This window comes from Sporichthya polymorpha DSM 43042, assembly GCF_000384115.1.
Lineage (GTDB): Bacteria > Actinomycetota > Actinomycetes > Sporichthyales > Sporichthyaceae > Sporichthya > Sporichthya polymorpha.
The window spans coordinates 2,489,727-2,504,700 of sequence record NZ_KB913029.1; the positions used below are offsets into that span (position 1 = coordinate 2,489,727).

The 14,974-nt window shown below is 72.7% G+C and carries 16 protein-coding genes; 9 read left to right on the top strand and 7 right to left on the bottom strand.

Annotated elements, in window-relative coordinates; all coding sequences use genetic code 11:
• Positions 1–2: 2 nt before the first annotated feature.
• Entirely contained in the window at positions 3–779 is a 777-nt protein-coding gene (locus tag SPOPO_RS0112280; protein ID WP_019875077.1) for a hypothetical protein, read from the bottom strand.
• 304 nt (positions 780–1,083) lie between these two features.
• On the opposite strand from SPOPO_RS0112280, the gene SPOPO_RS0112285 reads away from it, so the two are divergent.
• From SPOPO_RS0112285 to ccsB, 7 genes are all read left to right on the top strand, one after another.
• Positions 1,084–1,794, top strand: coding sequence for a hypothetical protein (locus SPOPO_RS0112285; RefSeq protein WP_019875078.1), 711 nt, complete (start codon positions 1,084–1,086; stop codon positions 1,792–1,794).
• A gap of 210 nt (positions 1,795–2,004) precedes the next feature.
• Complete coding sequence (locus tag SPOPO_RS0112290; protein WP_019875079.1) at positions 2,005–2,463, top strand: Hsp20/alpha crystallin family protein; 459 nt, start codon at positions 2,005–2,007, stop codon at positions 2,461–2,463.
• Between the two features lie 126 nt (positions 2,464–2,589).
• A complete protein-coding gene (hemL, locus tag SPOPO_RS0112295; RefSeq protein WP_019875080.1) occupies positions 2,590–3,912 on the top strand; it encodes a glutamate-1-semialdehyde 2,1-aminomutase in 1,323 nt (440 codons plus the stop codon).
• Positions 3,909–4,559, top strand: a complete 651-nt coding sequence (locus tag SPOPO_RS29255; protein ID WP_019875081.1) for a histidine phosphatase family protein — start codon at positions 3,909–3,911, stop codon at positions 4,557–4,559. The genes hemL and SPOPO_RS29255 overlap by 4 nt, the downstream gene beginning before the upstream one ends.
• On the top strand, positions 4,559–5,338 hold the full coding sequence (locus SPOPO_RS0112305; RefSeq protein WP_019875082.1) for a cytochrome c biogenesis CcdA family protein: 780 nt from the start codon (positions 4,559–4,561) through the stop codon (positions 5,336–5,338). Before SPOPO_RS29255 ends, SPOPO_RS0112305 begins: the two co-directional genes overlap by 1 nt.
• A 4-nt stretch (positions 5,339–5,342) precedes the next feature.
• A complete protein-coding gene (resB, locus tag SPOPO_RS29260; protein WP_019875083.1) occupies positions 5,343–6,980 on the top strand; it encodes a cytochrome c biogenesis protein ResB in 1,638 nt (545 codons plus the stop codon).
• The gene (gene ccsB, locus SPOPO_RS0112315; protein WP_019875084.1) at positions 6,977–7,924 is read left to right on the top strand and encodes a c-type cytochrome biogenesis protein CcsB; all 948 of its coding nucleotides are present in this window, start codon (positions 6,977–6,979) and stop codon (positions 7,922–7,924) included. The genes resB and ccsB overlap by 4 nt, the downstream gene beginning before the upstream one ends.
• Before the next feature lie 9 nt (positions 7,925–7,933).
• Here ccsB and SPOPO_RS0112320 read toward each other — a convergent pair whose 3' ends face one another.
• On the bottom strand, positions 7,934–8,344 hold the full coding sequence (locus SPOPO_RS0112320; RefSeq protein ID WP_019875085.1) for a PLD nuclease N-terminal domain-containing protein: 411 nt from the start codon (positions 8,342–8,344) through the stop codon (positions 7,934–7,936).
• A gap of 132 nt (positions 8,345–8,476) precedes the next feature.
• Here SPOPO_RS0112320 and SPOPO_RS29265 point away from each other — a divergent pair, with 132 nt between their 5' ends.
• On the top strand, positions 8,477–8,782 hold the full coding sequence (locus tag SPOPO_RS29265) for a DUF4229 domain-containing protein (protein ID WP_245541783.1): 306 nt from the start codon (positions 8,477–8,479) through the stop codon (positions 8,780–8,782).
• A 145-nt stretch (positions 8,783–8,927) separates the two neighbouring features.
• The gene (locus tag SPOPO_RS0112330) at positions 8,928–9,623 is read left to right on the top strand and encodes a hypothetical protein (protein ID WP_028984733.1); all 696 of its coding nucleotides are present in this window, start codon (positions 8,928–8,930) and stop codon (positions 9,621–9,623) included.
• A gap of 1 nt (position 9,624) precedes the next feature.
• Here SPOPO_RS0112330 and SPOPO_RS0112335 read toward each other — a convergent pair whose 3' ends face one another.
• The 5 genes from SPOPO_RS0112335 to SPOPO_RS0112355 all read right to left on the bottom strand — a co-directional run bounded on the left by SPOPO_RS0112335 (position 9,625) and on the right by SPOPO_RS0112355 (position 14,874).
• Entirely contained in the window at positions 9,625–10,497 is an 873-nt protein-coding gene (locus tag SPOPO_RS0112335) for a 1,4-dihydroxy-2-naphthoate polyprenyltransferase (protein WP_019875087.1), read from the bottom strand.
• 117 nt (positions 10,498–10,614) lie between these two features.
• On the bottom strand, positions 10,615–11,049 hold the full coding sequence (locus SPOPO_RS0112340) for a VOC family protein (protein WP_019875088.1): 435 nt from the start codon (positions 11,047–11,049) through the stop codon (positions 10,615–10,617).
• A gap of 16 nt (positions 11,050–11,065) precedes the next feature.
• The gene (gene menE, locus SPOPO_RS0112345; protein ID WP_028984734.1) at positions 11,066–12,187 is read right to left on the bottom strand and encodes an o-succinylbenzoate--CoA ligase; all 1,122 of its coding nucleotides are present in this window, start codon (positions 12,185–12,187) and stop codon (positions 11,066–11,068) included.
• A 459-nt stretch (positions 12,188–12,646) separates the two neighbouring features.
• The gene (locus SPOPO_RS0112350; protein WP_019875090.1) at positions 12,647–13,684 is read right to left on the bottom strand and encodes an LLM class flavin-dependent oxidoreductase; all 1,038 of its coding nucleotides are present in this window, start codon (positions 13,682–13,684) and stop codon (positions 12,647–12,649) included.
• Positions 13,681–14,874, bottom strand: a complete 1,194-nt coding sequence (locus SPOPO_RS0112355; RefSeq protein ID WP_019875093.1) for an alpha/beta hydrolase family protein — start codon at positions 14,872–14,874, stop codon at positions 13,681–13,683. Before SPOPO_RS0112355 ends, SPOPO_RS0112350 begins: the two co-directional genes overlap by 4 nt.
• Positions 14,875–14,974: the final 100 nt, after the last annotated feature.

The window sequence follows — 14,974 nt, forward strand, 5'->3', positions numbered from 1 at the left end:
CGCTACTGCGGGGTGACGAAGCCGGGTCGGATGTTGCGGTCGGGCGCGAAGTCGTCCTCGTCCACGTAGGACAGGATGATCGCCCCCATCACGCAGAGCGCGATCCCGGCGACGGCCATCGCGACGTCCCGCGGGAGGCGACGGCGGGCCGGGTCGCCGGAGGCCGCAGCGTCACCGCCGGCCGAGAGGGTGACCTCCCCCGCGAGGGCGGGAGTGCCGTCCGGGGTCTGCGTCAGGTCGCCGGCGGCGAGCAGGTCCGAGCCCTCGGTGAGGACGAACTCGAAGACGTCGATCTCCCCGGCCGTGTTGGTGCCGGGGAGCTGGGGGCTCTCGTCGAACCACGGGTGCGACTCGGCACGGGTCTCCCGGAACGAGGGCGGGATCTGCTCCAGCGCCGGGCACTCGGGCCCGATCAGGACCCGGTTGCCCTCGGCGTCCTGCAGCGCGAACGGGGCGGGGGCGTAGCGGTCGACGGTCGCGCGGCGGCCGTTGGCGGAGACCGTCTGCGTCGCGAGGAACCAGACGCATTCGGACTCCGACAGCGGCGCGCGGTACAGCCCGTCGGGGCCGGCGGCGACCGTTCCGCGGACGACGACCCGCGGCGCCCCGTACTTGGATTTCGCCGACCGGGCGGCCCGCTCCGGGAGCTTGGCGATCTCCTCCACGCCGCGGCCGGGAAGCAGCTTGAGCGTCAGCGCCGAGCCCATGGCGCCCAGCAGGCCGATGATCGCCAGGAAGGACCCGGTGAGCACGGAGAGCAGGCCGATCAGGGTGCGCATCCGGCAACGGTAGTGAGGTGGCGACATCGTCCGATCGACCGACCCGGACGGTGAGGAAAAGGTGCCGCCCGATATGCCCGCCCGGGGCGGGGTGCTGGCGTATCGTCCCGACTTGGGTGTTCGACGCGCGGTATCCGCACCGTTACGGTCCGCCGATTTTGCCGAGCAGGTGTTCCCGAACGGCGCACACGGGCAACCGGACCCGGCGCACGATGCGTCTGACCCCGCATTCGGGTTCCGCGCCCGCCGATCCACCGCCCGCCGAACCACCGCCCGCCGCACCACCGCCAGGAGTGAGACACAAATGACGACGCTGCGAATCCGAGGCCGGATCGCGACCGCCGCGCTCGCGCTCTGCGCCGCCGGCACCGCGTTCGGTGGACTCGTGGCCGGCCTCGGTGTCCCGGCCGCCGCGACCGACGTCGCGGCTCCGGCGCCGTCGGAGAAGCAGGAGATCGGCGTCGGCGTCTCGCGCCTGCCGTCGTTCCTCAAGACCTCGCAGCTCCCGCAGGGCAGCCGCTACGGCACGTGGAAGGCGGGCGGCGTCTACACGGGCACGCCCCGGAACCCCAAGTTCTGCCTCGGGAACGACGTGCTCCCGGCCGCTGAGACCCGCTACCGCACCTACCGCGGGAAGAAGAACGTCGCCGCCGAGGAGTTCGTGACGATCGCCGACAACGACGCCGCCGCCGCGGCGTTGGTCTCGAAGCTCCGCAGCCAGATCCAGGGCTGCTACTCCGCGTGGCTCGACGCGGACATCCCGCAGTACCGCGACGGCAAGCGCAGCGCCTCCTGGAAGCGCTACGGCACCTACGCCGTCGAGGACGGGATGACCATCATCGGCGTCTTCACCGTCCCCCCGAAGGGGTTCGTGAAGACCACCCACCTCTACGCGGTCGGCCGCGACGGCGCGATGGTCGTCGTCCTCCACCTCGGCGTCCCCGGCGGCAAGGCCAAGGCCCCGGTCGGCAAGTTCACGACCGCCGGCGCCACCGCGCTCCGCCAGGCGCTGTAGTCCCGGGCACGCACCTCACCGACTTCCCGCAGCTTCCCGTCGCAGCACCGGCGCCCGTGCACCCGGCGCGCCGCCCCGGGACCCCCGGTGGAGATGTCATCTCCACCGGGGGTTTCGACTGTCCGGAATAGAGCGCCTTCGACTCAAGTTTTCTGCGGTACAGACAGTGAAGTTCCGCCGGACATCGGCGGTCGCAGGAGGAGTGAGTCGATGAGTTACCTGGTTGCTTCCCGTCGCCGCGATCCGCTCTCGGAGTGGTTCAACGCCCCGTTCCGCACGGTCTTCCCGGCCGTCCCGACTGCCCGTCCGAGCGCGACGTGGTCGCCGTCGGCCGAGGTCGTGCGCGAGGGTGACGACGCGCTGGTCCGTCTCGAGGTCCCGGGCCTGACGCCCGAGGACATCACCGTCGAGGTGGCCGACGGCCGCCTCGTCGTCTCCGGGGAACGGCGCGACGAGCGCGCCGAGGAGCAGGACGGGCGGACCGTCCGCGAGATCCGGTACGGCACCTTCCGGCGGAGCTTCGCGCTCCCGGCGCGGATCTCCGAGAGCGCGATCAGCGCCTCGTACGACGCGGGCGTCCTGACCGTGAGGGTCGCCGGGGTCTACGCCGGCTCCGAGCCGGTCCGGATCCCGGTCACGGGCACGGCCCCGGCCGCTGTCGAGGCCTGACCGTCCGTTGCGTCCGACGATGTGGCTGCGATAGCGGCCACATCGTCGGACGTACGCGTGTGTGGCCTCGGTTACCTGCGCGGCTGCGGGGTCGGGGCACCAAGGGACGTCTGAAACGATGCCGGGGTGAGTGCCCCGAAGGACGACGCCACCACCGCACCCGCGTCAGCAGCGCTGTTCGAGCGCGCCCGCGCGGTGATTCCGGGCGGCGTGAACTCGCCGGTGCGCGCGTTCGGCGCGGTCGGCGGGACGCCCCGGTTCATGGCCGCCGGCCGTGGGCCGTACCTGATCGACGCGGACGGCCGGGACTACGTCGACCTGATCTGCTCGTGGGGTCCGCTGATCCTGGGTCACGCGCACCCGGACGTCCTCGCCGCCGTGCAGGCCGCGGCCGCGACCGGAACCTCGTTCGGCGCCCCCACCGAGGGTGAGGTGCTGCTCGCGGAGGAGATCGTCGCGCGGGTCGCGCCGGTCGAGCAGGTCCGGCTCGTGTCGTCGGGCACCGAGGCGACGATGTCCGCGGTTCGCCTCGCGCGCGGGGTCACCGGCCGCCCGAAGGTGATCAAGTTCGCGGGCTGCTACCACGGTCACGTCGACGCGCTGCTCGCTGCGGCCGGCTCCGGGCTCGCGACGTTCGCGCTGCCGGACACCCCCGGAGTGACGGGGGCTCAGACCGGCGACACGATCGTGCTGCCCTACAACGACCTCGACGAGGTCGCCGGCGCGTTCGCCGCCAACGAGGGCCAGATCGCCGCCGTGATCACCGAGGCCGCGCCCGGCAACATGGGCGTCGTCCCGCCGGCGCCGGGGTTCACCGCCGGTCTGAAGCGGCTGTGCCAGGCGCACGGCGCGCTGCTGATCTCCGACGAGGTGATGACCGGCTTCCGCGCCGGGCCCGCCGGTTGGTGGGGCCTCGAGGGCGTCGACGCCGACCTGTTCACCTTCGGCAAGGTCATGGGCGGCGGCTTCCCGGCCGCGGCGTTCGGCGGTCGCGCCGACGTGATGGGGCACCTCGCGCCGGCCGGGCCGGTCTACCAGGCCGGGACGCTGTCGGGAAATCCCGTCGCCGTCGCGGCCGGGCTCGCGACGCTGCGCGGCTGCACTCCCGAGGTCTACGAGCACCTGACGAAGGCCGGCGAGGCCGTCGCGTCCGCGGCGTCCGACGCCCTGTCCGCGGCGGGTGTCCCGCACCGCGTCCAGTTCGCGGGGACGATGTTCTCCGTCTTCTTCACCGATGCGCCGGTCCGCAACTACGACGACGCCCGCGCGCAGAACGTGCCGGCGTTCAACGCGTTCTTCCACGCGATGCTCGACCGTGGTGTGTACCTGCCGCCGTCGGCGTTCGAGGCATGGTTCCTGTCCGCGGCCCACGACGACGAGGCCGTCAACCGCATTCTCGACGCGCTGCCGCACGCCGCGCGGGCCGCCGCGGAGGTCGCACCGGCATGAGCACGCACACCATCGTTCATCTCGTCCGCCACGGGGAGGTCCACAACCCCGACGGCGTGCTCTACGGCCGGCTGCCGGACTTCCACCTCTCCGACCTTGGCCGCAAGATGGCCGAGCGGGTGGCGGAATCCTTTGCGGGCAAGGACATTGCGGCCGTCGTGAGCTCGCCGCTCGAGCGCGCGCAGGAGACGGCTGCACCCATCGCCGCGGCGTTCGACCTGCCGATTCACATCGACGAGCGGCTCATCGAGACCGAGAACTACTTCGAGGGCAAGACGTTCGGCGTCGGCGACGGGTCGCTGCGCCGCCCCGAGCACTGGCCGCGGCTGTGGAACCCGTTCCGGCCGTCGTGGGGCGAGCCGTACGTCCAGGTCGCGCAGCGGATGCTCGACGCCGCGGCGGCCGCGCGGGACCTCGCGCCCGGCCGCGAGATCGTCTGCGTCAGCCACCAGTTGCCGATCTGGATCGCGCGTTCGCGCATCGAGGGCAGGCGCCTCTGGCACGACCCGCGCAAGCGGCAGTGCGGGCTCGCGAGCGTGACGTCGATCCGCTACGAGGGCGAGAAGATCCGCGGGCTCTCCTACTCCGAGCCGGCGGCCGACCTCGTGCCGACCAAGCCGGGCAAGGGTTTCAGCGCAGGCGCGTGATGCGTACTGCCGAGGTCTGGCTCGCGGCGTCCGGTGACTCGTTCTCGGGAACGGTGACCGACGGGTCGCTGCTGCTCGCGATCCCGGTCGCGCTGCTTGCCGGGCTGGTCGCGTTCGCCTCGCCGTGCGTGCTCCCGCTGGTGCCGGGCTACCTCGCCTACGTCACCGGGCTGACCGGCACCGACCTCGCCGAGGCCAAGCGCGGCCGCGTGCTGCTCGGCACGACGTTGTTCGTCCTCGGCTTCACCGCGGTGTTCGTCTCGTTCGGTGCATTGTTCGGCTACTTCGGCGCGGAGCTGGTCGAGCACGAGTCGACGATCAACCGCGTCCTCGGCGTGATGACGATCCTGCTGGGCCTGGGCTTCCTCGGCTTTCTGCCGTTCCTGCAGCGCGAGTACCGCCTGCTGCGCCACGCGCCGTCGGCCGGGTTGCTGGCCGCGCCGATGCTCGGCGTCCTGTTCGGCATCGGCTGGGCGCCGTGCATCGGCCCGACGCTCGGTGCGGTGCAGGCGCTCGCGTTCTCCTCGGCGAGCGAGGAGCGCGGGGCGCTGCTGACCTTCGTCTACTGCCTCGGGCTGGGGCTGCCGTTCATCGGCATCGCGCTCGGTCTGCGGCGGCTGCTCGGCACCGTCGAGTGGGTGAAGGCGCATCACCTGTTGGTCACGCGGGTCGGCGGCGCGATGCTCTGCCTGCTCGGCGTCCTGCTCGTCACGGGCGCGTGGACGGAGATGTCGATCCAGATGCGGATCTGGACGTCCAACTTCGAGACGGCGATCTGAGTCGATGACCGTCACCGAGTCCGACGTCGACGCCGCGCCGGTTCCCCCGCCCCTGGGCCCGATCGGGATGGCCCGCTGGGCGTGGCGGCAACTGACGAGTATGCGGACCGCGCTGCTGCTGCTCTTCCTGCTGGCGGTGGCGGCGATCCCGGGCTCGCTGGTCCCGCAGCAGGGCGTCGACCCGGTCGCGGTCGCGGACTTCCGCAACCGGCACCCCGAACTCTCGAAGTGGTACGACAAGCTCTCGCTGTTCGAGGTCTTCTCCTCGCCGTGGTTCTCTGCGGTCTACATCCTGCTGATGATCTCGCTCATCGGCTGCCTGGTCCCGCGGTCGAAGGTCTACCTCAAGGCCGTGCGCGCGCGGCCGCCGGCGACGCCGCGCAACCTGAACCGGTTGCCCGAGCACGCGCAGTTCGTCGTCGACGACGCCCCCGACGTCGCGTTGGGGAAGGCGACCGCCGCCCTGCGCCGTGGCCGGTTCCGCGTCCAGGCCTACGAGAACTCGGTCTCCGCCGAGCGCGGCTACCTGCGCGACACCGGCAACCTCGTCTTCCACCTCTCCTTGGTGGTCGTGCTGGTCGGCATCGCGGTCGGGCACCTGAACGGGATGCGCGGCAGCGCGCTGGTCGTCGAGGGCGAGGGCTTCGCCAACACCGTCACGCAGTACGACAACCTGCGCACCGGCGCGCGGTTCGACGTCGACGACCTCGCGCCGTTCACGATCACGCTCGACGACTTCAACGCCCGCTACGAGGAGACCGGCAGCCAGCGCGGCGCGGCCCGCGAGTTCGAGGCGCGCGTCAGCATCCGCGACGAGCCGGGCGCCGATCCGCGGCCGGAGAGCATCCGCGTCAACCACCCGCTCAAGCTCGGCGGATCGAAGGTCTTTCTCGGCCCGCACGGGTACGCGCCGGTCGTCACGGTGCGGGACGGCCGGGGCGACCTCGTCTTCTCCGGCGCGGTGCCGTTCCTCCCCGTCGACCCCGTCGGGCTGTCCTCGCGCGGGGTCGTGAAGGTGCCCGACGCCGCGCCGACCCAGCTCGGCTTCCAGGGCTTCTTCCTCCCGACCGCCGCGTTCGACCTCGACCTCGGGCCGTTCTCCACCTTCCCCGAGCCGCGCCTGCCGCGGCTGGTGCTCAACGTCTGGTCCGGCGACCTGGGGCTCGACGACGGCGTCCCGCAGTCGGTCTACCGCCTCGACACGACCGACATGGAGCAGGTGCGGACGAATTCCCGCGCGGACGCCCCGCCGTTCACGCAGTCGCTCGCCGTGGGGGACACGATGAAGGTCCCCGGCGGGCTCGGCAGCATCACGTTCGAGGGCTACCGCGAGTGGGTCGTGCTGCAGATCGCCGAGGACCCGGGCCGTGGCCCGGCGCTCGCCGGCGGCGCGCTCGCCCTCGCCGGGCTCCTGGCCTCGCTGTTCGTCCGTCCCCGTCGGGTGTGGGTGCGTGCGAGGGCCGACGAGGCGGGACGTACCGTGGTCGAGGTAGCCGCGCTGGCCCGATCCGAGGGGCCGGACCTGGCCGCCGACGTCGAGCGGGTCCGCGCCGCGCTGGCTGCGGACTCCGACGACAGCGCCGCCGACGACAGTGCTGAGAAACCCGCTGGACCTGCCGATCCAGCATCCGCGAGGGAGTGACCGTGGTCCACGAGAGCCTGGCCGAGACCAGCGACCGGCTGGTCTACGCCGCCATGGCCGTCTATTCGCTGGCGATGCTGGCGCTGGGGGCCGAGTGGGCGTTCGGGAGCCGCCGCTTCACCGGCGCGACCGTCTCCGAGCGCGCACTCGTCGGCGCCGGCGCGCCCGTCGCCACCACGGACGCCCCGCCGCCGACCCGGGACCGCGCCGAGCGCTTCGGCCGCGTCGGCCTCTCGCTCGCGACGCTGGCGTTCCTGCTCCACCTCGCCGGCATGACCTGCCGCGGCCTCGCCGTCGAGCGCGTGCCGTGGGGGAACATGTACGAGTTCTCCGCCACGTCGGCGCTCGCGACGATGGGCGTGTACCTCGCGCTGACCCGCAAGTACGACATCCGCTGGCTCGGCGTCTTCGTCGTCACCCCGGTGCTGCTCACGCTCGGCCTCGCCGTCACCGTCCTGTACACCGACGCCCAGCAGCTGCAGCCCGCGCTGCAGTCGTACTGGCTGGTCATCCACGTCATCGCCGCGGCCGTCTCGATGGGCATCTTCACCGTCGGCGCCGCGCTGAGCGTTTTGTACCTGGTCCGCGAGCGCGCCGAGCGGCTGCGGCCGGGCGCCCCGAGCCGCCTGCCGTCCGCGGACGCCGTCGACCGGCTCGCGTACCGCGTCCACGCGTTCGTGTTCCCGCTGTGGACGTTCGCCGTCATTGCCGGCGCCATCTGGGCCGAGAACGCCTGGGGCCGCTACTGGGGCTGGGACCCCAAGGAGACCTGGGCGTTCATCACCTGGGTCTGCTACGCCGCCTACCTCCACGCCCGCGCCACCGCCGGCTGGAAGGGCCGCCGCGCCGCCACCGTCGCGCTCGTCGGCTACAGCACGATCCTGATCAACTACTTCGTGATCAACCTCGTCGTCACCGGCCTCCACAGTTATGCGGGGACCTGACGGATCTGATCAGTCGCGGGGCGCCGACTCGCCGGGCTTGTCGTTGGGCTCGGAGGGGTTGGGCGACTTGAGGTCGTCCTCCAGGCGCCGGAGCATGCGCTGGCGCTCGGCCTCCTCGTTCAGCCGGCGCAGGAAGTCGGGGTCGTCGTCCGGCGCGGGGCGGGAGACGTAGCGCGTCCGGCGGGGGAGGTTCGGCAGGTTCAGGCTGCCGGCGTTGCCCACGCCGGCGACGCCGGCCTTCGGGCGGCCGAGGAAGAACCAGGCGATCGCGCCCGTCGGCGGCAGGGGGAAGACGCACAGCACCAGCCATGCCCACTTGGGCAGTCGCCGGATCTGGGCCTTGTCGGCCTGCACGACCTCGACGAGGGCCCAGACGACGATCATCACCGTCAGGACGATGAGCGTGATAGGCACGCGCACGGACCCTCTCCCTCGAAAACGATCTCGCTTCAGAGTAGCTGCGGACTCTTGGACGTGTGCCCGGACGGCCAAGCCGTTATGTACCCGGGCGTCCGACCTCGGGCCGGGCGATGTTTGACTGGTCCGGTGAAGATGTCCCCGACGCTGACGTACACGCTGCAGCGGCTCGCGTTGTTCCTCGGAACGCTCGTGCTCTGCGCGGCGATCCTGCGCGGCACCTCGTTCCTGCTGGTGCTGGCGATCGCGACGGTGATCTCGGGGGTGCTCTCCTACTTCGTCCTGGCGAGGTCGCGGGAGCAGATGGCGGCTCGGGTCGCCGGTCGGATGCAGCGTCTGGGGGAGCGTCTGGACGCCGGTGCGACCGCCGAGGATGCGGCGTTGGATGCCGCTGAGCAGGCCCGTCGCTACCCAGAAACGGGTGCTCCGAAACCAGAGTGACCCCTGGGACTTGTTCACCCGGGTTCCGCAAAACGCACGACCCGGGCATGACAGACGCCCTACGGTGGAACGTGGGGTGGAGGGGGACGACGCGATGAATGGTGGAAAAAGGACATCTCGCCTGCGGTCGGAGTTCGATCTCTGGATGCAGGCCCTGGGGGGCTCCTTCCGGCAGCTGCAGCAGCGTCGGGAGATGGGCCGGCTCGCCTCGGCGGAGGTGGAGCAACAGCGGCGGGCCGAGGAACGGGCCGCCGCCACGCGGGCGGCGTCCCGGCGTAAGGCCGGCGTCGTCCTCGCGGGCCTCCTGCTGCTCGTGACCGTCCCGACCTGGGCCGTCGTGAGCGCGCTGACCGCGCCCTCGGCCCACAACGGCGACCCGTCCAGCCTCGGTGGCCAGCCGCCCGGCTACGTCGAGGCCGAGCCCGCGGGCGCCGGGGACCCCCTCGGCGGCGCCGCGGACGAGACCCCGACCCCGAGTCCCGAGGTCGCCGGTGTCGACCTCCCGGCTCCCACGCCGGACGCGACCACGACTCCCACCCCGACCCCGGTGGTCTCCGAGCCGTCGCAGCCGAACCAGCCCTCGCAGCCGAACCGGCCGGACCCGACTCCCAAGGCGACCCCGAAGCCCGACAAGACGCCGAAGCCGAAGCCGACGCCCAAGGCGCCGTGCTCCGACCCGGCTCAGCCCGGCTGCGGTGACGACGAGCCGGCGCCTCCGACGCCGACGCCGACCCCGACGGTCACGCCGACGCCCACTCCGACGCCTCCGGCCACGCCGACTCCGACCCCGCCGGCCACGCCGACCCCGACTCCGACGACGACGCCGGCCGCGACGAGCTGAGTCAGGCCGGCAGGCAGAGGGCGAGGGTGAGCAGGGCGCCGTAGGCGAGCTGGGTCATCCCCGTCCGGCCGAGGACCGGGATCAACGCCGGGCCGGCCGCGTGGTTGCGAACGGCGCGGACCGCCGGCGCCGCGACGGGCAGGGCGGCGAACGCGAGCACCGTCCACGGGTGGGCGACCGCGAGCCCGAGGGCGATCAGCAGCGGGCCGAAGAGCAGGACGGTGTAGAGCCAGCGGGTGCGCGAGTCTCCGAGCACGACGGCGAGGGTGCGCTTGCCGACCTCGGCGTCCGCGGGGGCGTCGCGCAGGTTGTTCACGACGAGCAGGGCGCAGGCCAGCATCCCGATCGGGATTGACGCCGCGAGCGCGAGCCCGGTGACCTTCTCCATCTGCACGTAGGCCGTGCCGACGACCGCGACCAGGCCGAAGAAGACGAACACCGACACCTCGCCGAGGGCGCGGTAGCCGTACGGCTTCTTCCCGCCGGTGTAGCCCCAGGCGGCCGCCATCGCGGCGATGCCGACGGTGAGCAGCCACCACGTCGTGGTCGCGGCCAGGACGAGACCGGCCGCGCCGCCGACCCCGAGAGCCGCGAACGCCGCGAGCTTCACCTGCTGCGGGGCGGCCACCTTCGAGCCGACGAGGCGCAGAGGTCCGACGCGGACGTCGTCCGTCCCGCGCACGCCGTCGGAGTAGTCGTTGGCGTAGTTGACGCCGACCTGCATCGCGAGGGAGACCACCAGGGCGAGCAGCGCCTTCCACCACACCGCGTCGCCAGCCTCGACCGCGACGCCCGTGCCGACCGCGACCGGCACCACGGCTGCCGGCAGGGTCCGGGGCCGCGCGCCGGCCAGCCACTGTCCCGGAGTCGCCACGGGGGGCAGTCTCCCAAACCCCTCTCCTGCGGGATGACGTCCCCCACGCCCCCCGTGTCGGCCCTGGTGCGGGCTGACAGGGGTGTCTGCGGGACGTCATCCCGCAGGGGTGGGGTGTCAGCCGGTGCGGGCGGGGTTCCAGGCGACCTCCCAGAGGTGGCCGTCCGGGTCGGTGAAGTAGCCGGAGTAGACGCCGAAGGGCGCCAGCTTCGCGGGGGCGGTGATGCGGGCCCCGGCCGCGGCGGCCTCGGCGAGCATCGCGTCGACCTCCTCCGGCGAGGCGGCGGGGACGCCGAGGCTGAAGCCCGCGCCGCCGGGGACACCGGGCTCCACCCGCGCGTCGGCGGCGAGGTTGCGGCGCTCCCACAACGCGAGCCCGACGCCCTGCTCGAGCTCGAAGATCACGACGCTGTAGTCGACGCCGGCCTCCTCGTCCCGGAACTCGGTGCCGACGATGCCGTCGGTCTTCCAGCCGAGCCCGTCGCGGTAGAAGGCGAGCGAGCGGTTCAGGTCCTCGACGGCGAGGGTGATGAAGTTGATCGCGCCGCGCATGGGGCTCCTCCGGGCGTCAGTCCGTGCCCCGCACGAGCGCGCGCAGGGCGTCGCGGTCCACCTTGCCGGACGGCAGTGACGGAAAGCGGTCGACGGTGACGACGTCGCGCGGGGCCCAGGCCTTGTCGAGAGCGCCGGCGGCGAGGTCGCGCAGCTCGGCGAGCGGCACCGGCCCCGACGGGACGACGACGGCGACGACCGCCTCGCCCCACTCGGGATCGGGACGGCCGACGACCACGACCTCCGCGACGCCGGGGTGGCCGGCGAGCACCTGCTCGACGCTCTGCGCGGGGACGTTCACGCCGCCGGAGAGGATCACGTCGTCGGCGCGGCCGAGGACGGTCAGGACGCCGTCGTCGTCGAGGCGCCCGAGGTCGGAGCTGACGAACTCGCCGCCGAAGTCCGGCCCGCCGAGGTAGCCGCGGGCGAGGACCGGGCCGGTGATCGCGACCAGGCCGTCGTCGGTGATCCGCACCCCGACGCGGTCGAGTGGCCGGCCGTCGTAGACGCAGCCGCCGCAGGTCTCGGTCATGCCGTAGGTGCGGACGACGTTCGCCCCCACCGTCGCCGCGCGTTCGACCAGCCCCCCGGGGATCGGCCCGCCGCCGAGCAGGATCGCGTCGAGGCTCGTGAGGTCGACGTCCGCGTCGAGGAGCCGGATCAACTGGGTCGGCACGAGGGAGACGTAGCGGCGTTCGCCGGTCATCGTCGCGAGCGCCGCCGCGAAGGCGTCGGGCCGGAAGCCGCCGGTGGTCTCGAGGACGACCGGGGTCTCGCCCGCCGCGCGGGAGCGGAGCACGACCTGCAGCCCCGCGATGCGCGCCGCCGACATCGCGAGCAACCACTGCCCCGGCCCGCCGAGGTGGGCATGCGTCGCCCGGGCCGAGTGGCGCAGCGCCTTCGCGGAGATCCGGACGCCCTTCGGTGTCCCCGTCGATCCCGACGTCGCGATCACGACCGCCGTCCCCTTCGGCACCCCCGTCGCGGCCGCGGGCCCGAGCGCCCCGACCAGCCGCGCCCCCTCCGACCCCGGGGGCACGAGCAGCAGCGCGGGTCCGCTGCCGTCCATTGCCGCCTGAAGCCCAGGGATCTCCGCGCTCCCCACCGGCACCGGGACGGGGATCAGGTCGTGGCTCACCCCCGTCAGCGTACGGACGCGCCGACGTCTTCACCGGCTGAGGCCACCTTCACCAGCTGTGCCGACGGGCCCCGGACGCCTTCACTCGCCGAGCCCTCGCTTCACCAGCCGGGCCGGGCCGGTGAAGGTGGGCTCGACTGGTGAAGCGCGACGGGGCTGGTGGAGCGCGACGGGAGCTGGTGGAGCGCGACGGGAGCTGGTGGAGCGCGACGGGAGCTGGTGAAGCGCGACGGGGAGCTGGTGAAGCGCGACGGGGTGGTCCGTCGGGCTGGAGGGCCGGCGGGCTGGGGGATCCGCGCCTCGGCTCGTCCTCGCCGCGCAAGTGAGGCGCTGGGCACGCCTTCACCGGCTGAGGCCACCTTCACCAGCCGGGCGGGGCGAGTGAAGAGAGGGCTCAGCTGGTGAAGCGCGCGGGGGAGCTGGTGAAGCGGGGGGGTGACGGCGGGGCTGGGCGTGGCGTCAGGGGAGGCAGGGGAGAACCTGTTCCCCGATCAGTTCGACCATCTCGAGGAACTCGGCCGCCGGCTGGCCGCCCATGTCGAGGTAGAGGAGGTTGGTGTCGGCGGAGAGCATCGCGGCGCTGACGGCGAGGCGCTCGGTGACCTCGGCGGGGCTGCCGACGAGGGCGGGGCCCTTGGTCGTCAGGAGCTCGAAGTTGAAGGGCTTGCGGATGAACGGCGGGGGGTCGGGGTTCACCCGCGGGATGATTTCCTTCATCAGCTCGAAGTACGCGCGGTACCGCGGTTCCCAGCGGGTGCGCGCGGCCTGCGAGGTCTCGGCGACGTTGACGTGCCAGCACGCGCCGATGCGCGGCGTCCGCGAGTGGCCGTAGGAGGCGTACCGCTCGCGGTACTGCTCGACAATGGGCCCGAACTGCGCGGGGTTGCCGAAGGCGCTGGGGAGCATCAGGTCCAGGCCGAGGCGCGCGGCGAGCTCGAGACTCGACGGGGAGGCGCCGCCGCCGATCCAGATCGGCATCGGCCCGACCGGCGGCGGTTGGACGGTGAAGTCGACGATCGGGGCGCGGAACTCCGAGCCCGGCCACGTCACCGACTTGCCGCTGCACAGCTGGACGAGGAGCTCGACGTTCTCGCCGAACAGCTCGTGCGAGTCCTCGATGTCGCGGCCGAACAGGTCGTAGGTCGAGACGAAGAAGTTGCCGCGGCCGACGACGATCTCGCAGCGGCCGCCGGAGAGGGCGTCGACGGTCGCGTAGTCCTCGGCCACCCGCACCGGGTCGAGGTTGGCGGCGAGCGTGACGGCCGTCGAGAGCGTCAGCCGTCGCGTGCGCTCCCCGATCGCGGCGAGCACGACCGGCGGGGCGGACGTCGTGTACTCCAGCCCGTGGTGCTCCCCGACGTAGACCCCGGAGAAGCCGACCTCGTCGGCGACCGCGGCGGCCTCGACGATCGCGCGGTGCCGTTCGGCGGCGGTCTGCCGCGTGCCGGTGACGGGGTCGGTGACCTGGTCGCCCAGCGACATCAGTCCGACGTTCATGCGGCGCCTCCGAGGTCGTGCTCGGCCAGCCAGGAGTGGACGAGATCGGCGGCTGCGGCCAGGTGCGAGCTCTGGTCCGCGCCGCTGAAGTAGTGGTTCGCGCCGGGCAGTTCGACCAGGCGCTTGTCCGGGTGCGCGACGGCGTCGAACACCTGGTGCGGGTGGGGGACGGGTACGGCGTCGTCGCACCCGTTCTGCAGCACGAGGACGGGGACGCCGACGCGCGGAGCCGCGTCGGCCGCGTCGACCTGCGCGGTGCGCAGCGACCACTGCGAGAGCCAGCTCCGTGTCGTGGTGAACCGCAGCAACGCACCGGGGCTGTTGTTGGCGATCGCCGGGTCGCCGAGATAGCTCCAGCGGGGGCGGCGCCCGTTGGGGTCGATCGTCGGGTCCAGCCAGCGCGGGTCGGCCATCGTGCCGTGGACGACGAAGCCGTGCTCGTCGTGCGGCCGACCCGCGGCGCGGAACGCGGCGAGCTTCTCCACCGCGAAGTCGGTGATCCGCTCGTTCCGTCGACGTTGCCGCTCGCGGTACGCCGCCACGAAGTCCGCCGAGTACGGCGGCTGGTTCGGGTTCGCGGGGTCGTAGAGGTCGAACTCGCGGTCCCGGTTGCGGTCCGGGTCGAGCTCGTCGGTGACCGAGGCGTCGAGGAAGTCGGTCAGCAGCCGGTGCCGGCTCCGCGGGGCGGCGAGCAGCATCACGGCGTCGGCGGGCAGAAGCTGATTCTCCGTCAGAAGTGTGGGCTCACCGGCCGCGGTCTGGGTGATCGTCGGTTTCTCCGCCTCGGCCTGATACCCCATCATCGGCGAGCCCCCGCCGCTCCAGCCGGCGAGGACCACCCGGCGGTAGCCCAGGCGCTCCCGGGCGTCGCGCACGCAGGCGGCGATGTCGAGCAGCACGTTCTCCATCTGCAGCGCCGCGTCCCCGACCGTGTAGCGGCTCGTGGAGCCGAGCACGTGCAGCCCTGTCCGCGCCAGTTCGGGGAACAGCGGCAGGTACGCAGGCGACCCGATCGGGTGCATGCAGACGATCACGGTGTCCGAGTCCGCGTCCCCGCGCAGCAGTTGCGCCTGCCGCACGACGGAGTCCCCGACCGAGCCGTAGACGTCCTTGCGTACCGACGATTCCTGCGTCACGACGAGCAGCGGCGTGCGCCGGTACCGGACCCGAGGAACCTCCGCGCCGGCCATGCCCGGACCATACCAAATGGTGTTTGGTTTCGTCGATCCCCGCCGGAGTCGCCGTCCGGACACCGTGTTTGTCAAGAAAGGGTGACACCCCTTACTGCGC

Coding starts and splice junctions, on each gene's coding strand:
- SPOPO_RS0112290 (WP_019875079.1), top strand. CDS start 2,005: ATGAGTTACCTGGTTGCTTCCCGTCGCCGCGATCCGCTCTCGGAGTGG.
- SPOPO_RS0112340 (WP_019875088.1), bottom strand. CDS start 11,049: ATGCGCGGCGCGATCAACTTCATCACCCTCGCCGTCGAGGACCTGAAC.
- SPOPO_RS29265 (WP_245541783.1), top strand. CDS start 8,477: ATGTCCCCGACGCTGACGTACACGCTGCAGCGGCTCGCGTTGTTCCTC.
- SPOPO_RS0112355 (WP_019875093.1), bottom strand. CDS start 14,874: ATGGCCGGCGCGGAGGTTCCTCGGGTCCGGTACCGGCGCACGCCGCTG.
- SPOPO_RS0112350 (WP_019875090.1), bottom strand. CDS start 13,684: ATGAACGTCGGACTGATGTCGCTGGGCGACCAGGTCACCGACCCCGTC.
- SPOPO_RS0112305 (WP_019875082.1), top strand. CDS start 4,559: ATGCGTACTGCCGAGGTCTGGCTCGCGGCGTCCGGTGACTCGTTCTCG.
- SPOPO_RS0112280 (WP_019875077.1), bottom strand. CDS start 779: ATGCGCACCCTGATCGGCCTGCTCTCCGTGCTCACCGGGTCCTTCCTG.
- resB (WP_019875083.1), top strand. CDS start 5,343: ATGACCGTCACCGAGTCCGACGTCGACGCCGCGCCGGTTCCCCCGCCC.
- SPOPO_RS29255 (WP_019875081.1), top strand. CDS start 3,909: ATGAGCACGCACACCATCGTTCATCTCGTCCGCCACGGGGAGGTCCAC.
- SPOPO_RS0112285 (WP_019875078.1), top strand. CDS start 1,084: ATGACGACGCTGCGAATCCGAGGCCGGATCGCGACCGCCGCGCTCGCG.
- SPOPO_RS0112330 (WP_028984733.1), top strand. CDS start 8,928: ATGCAGGCCCTGGGGGGCTCCTTCCGGCAGCTGCAGCAGCGTCGGGAG.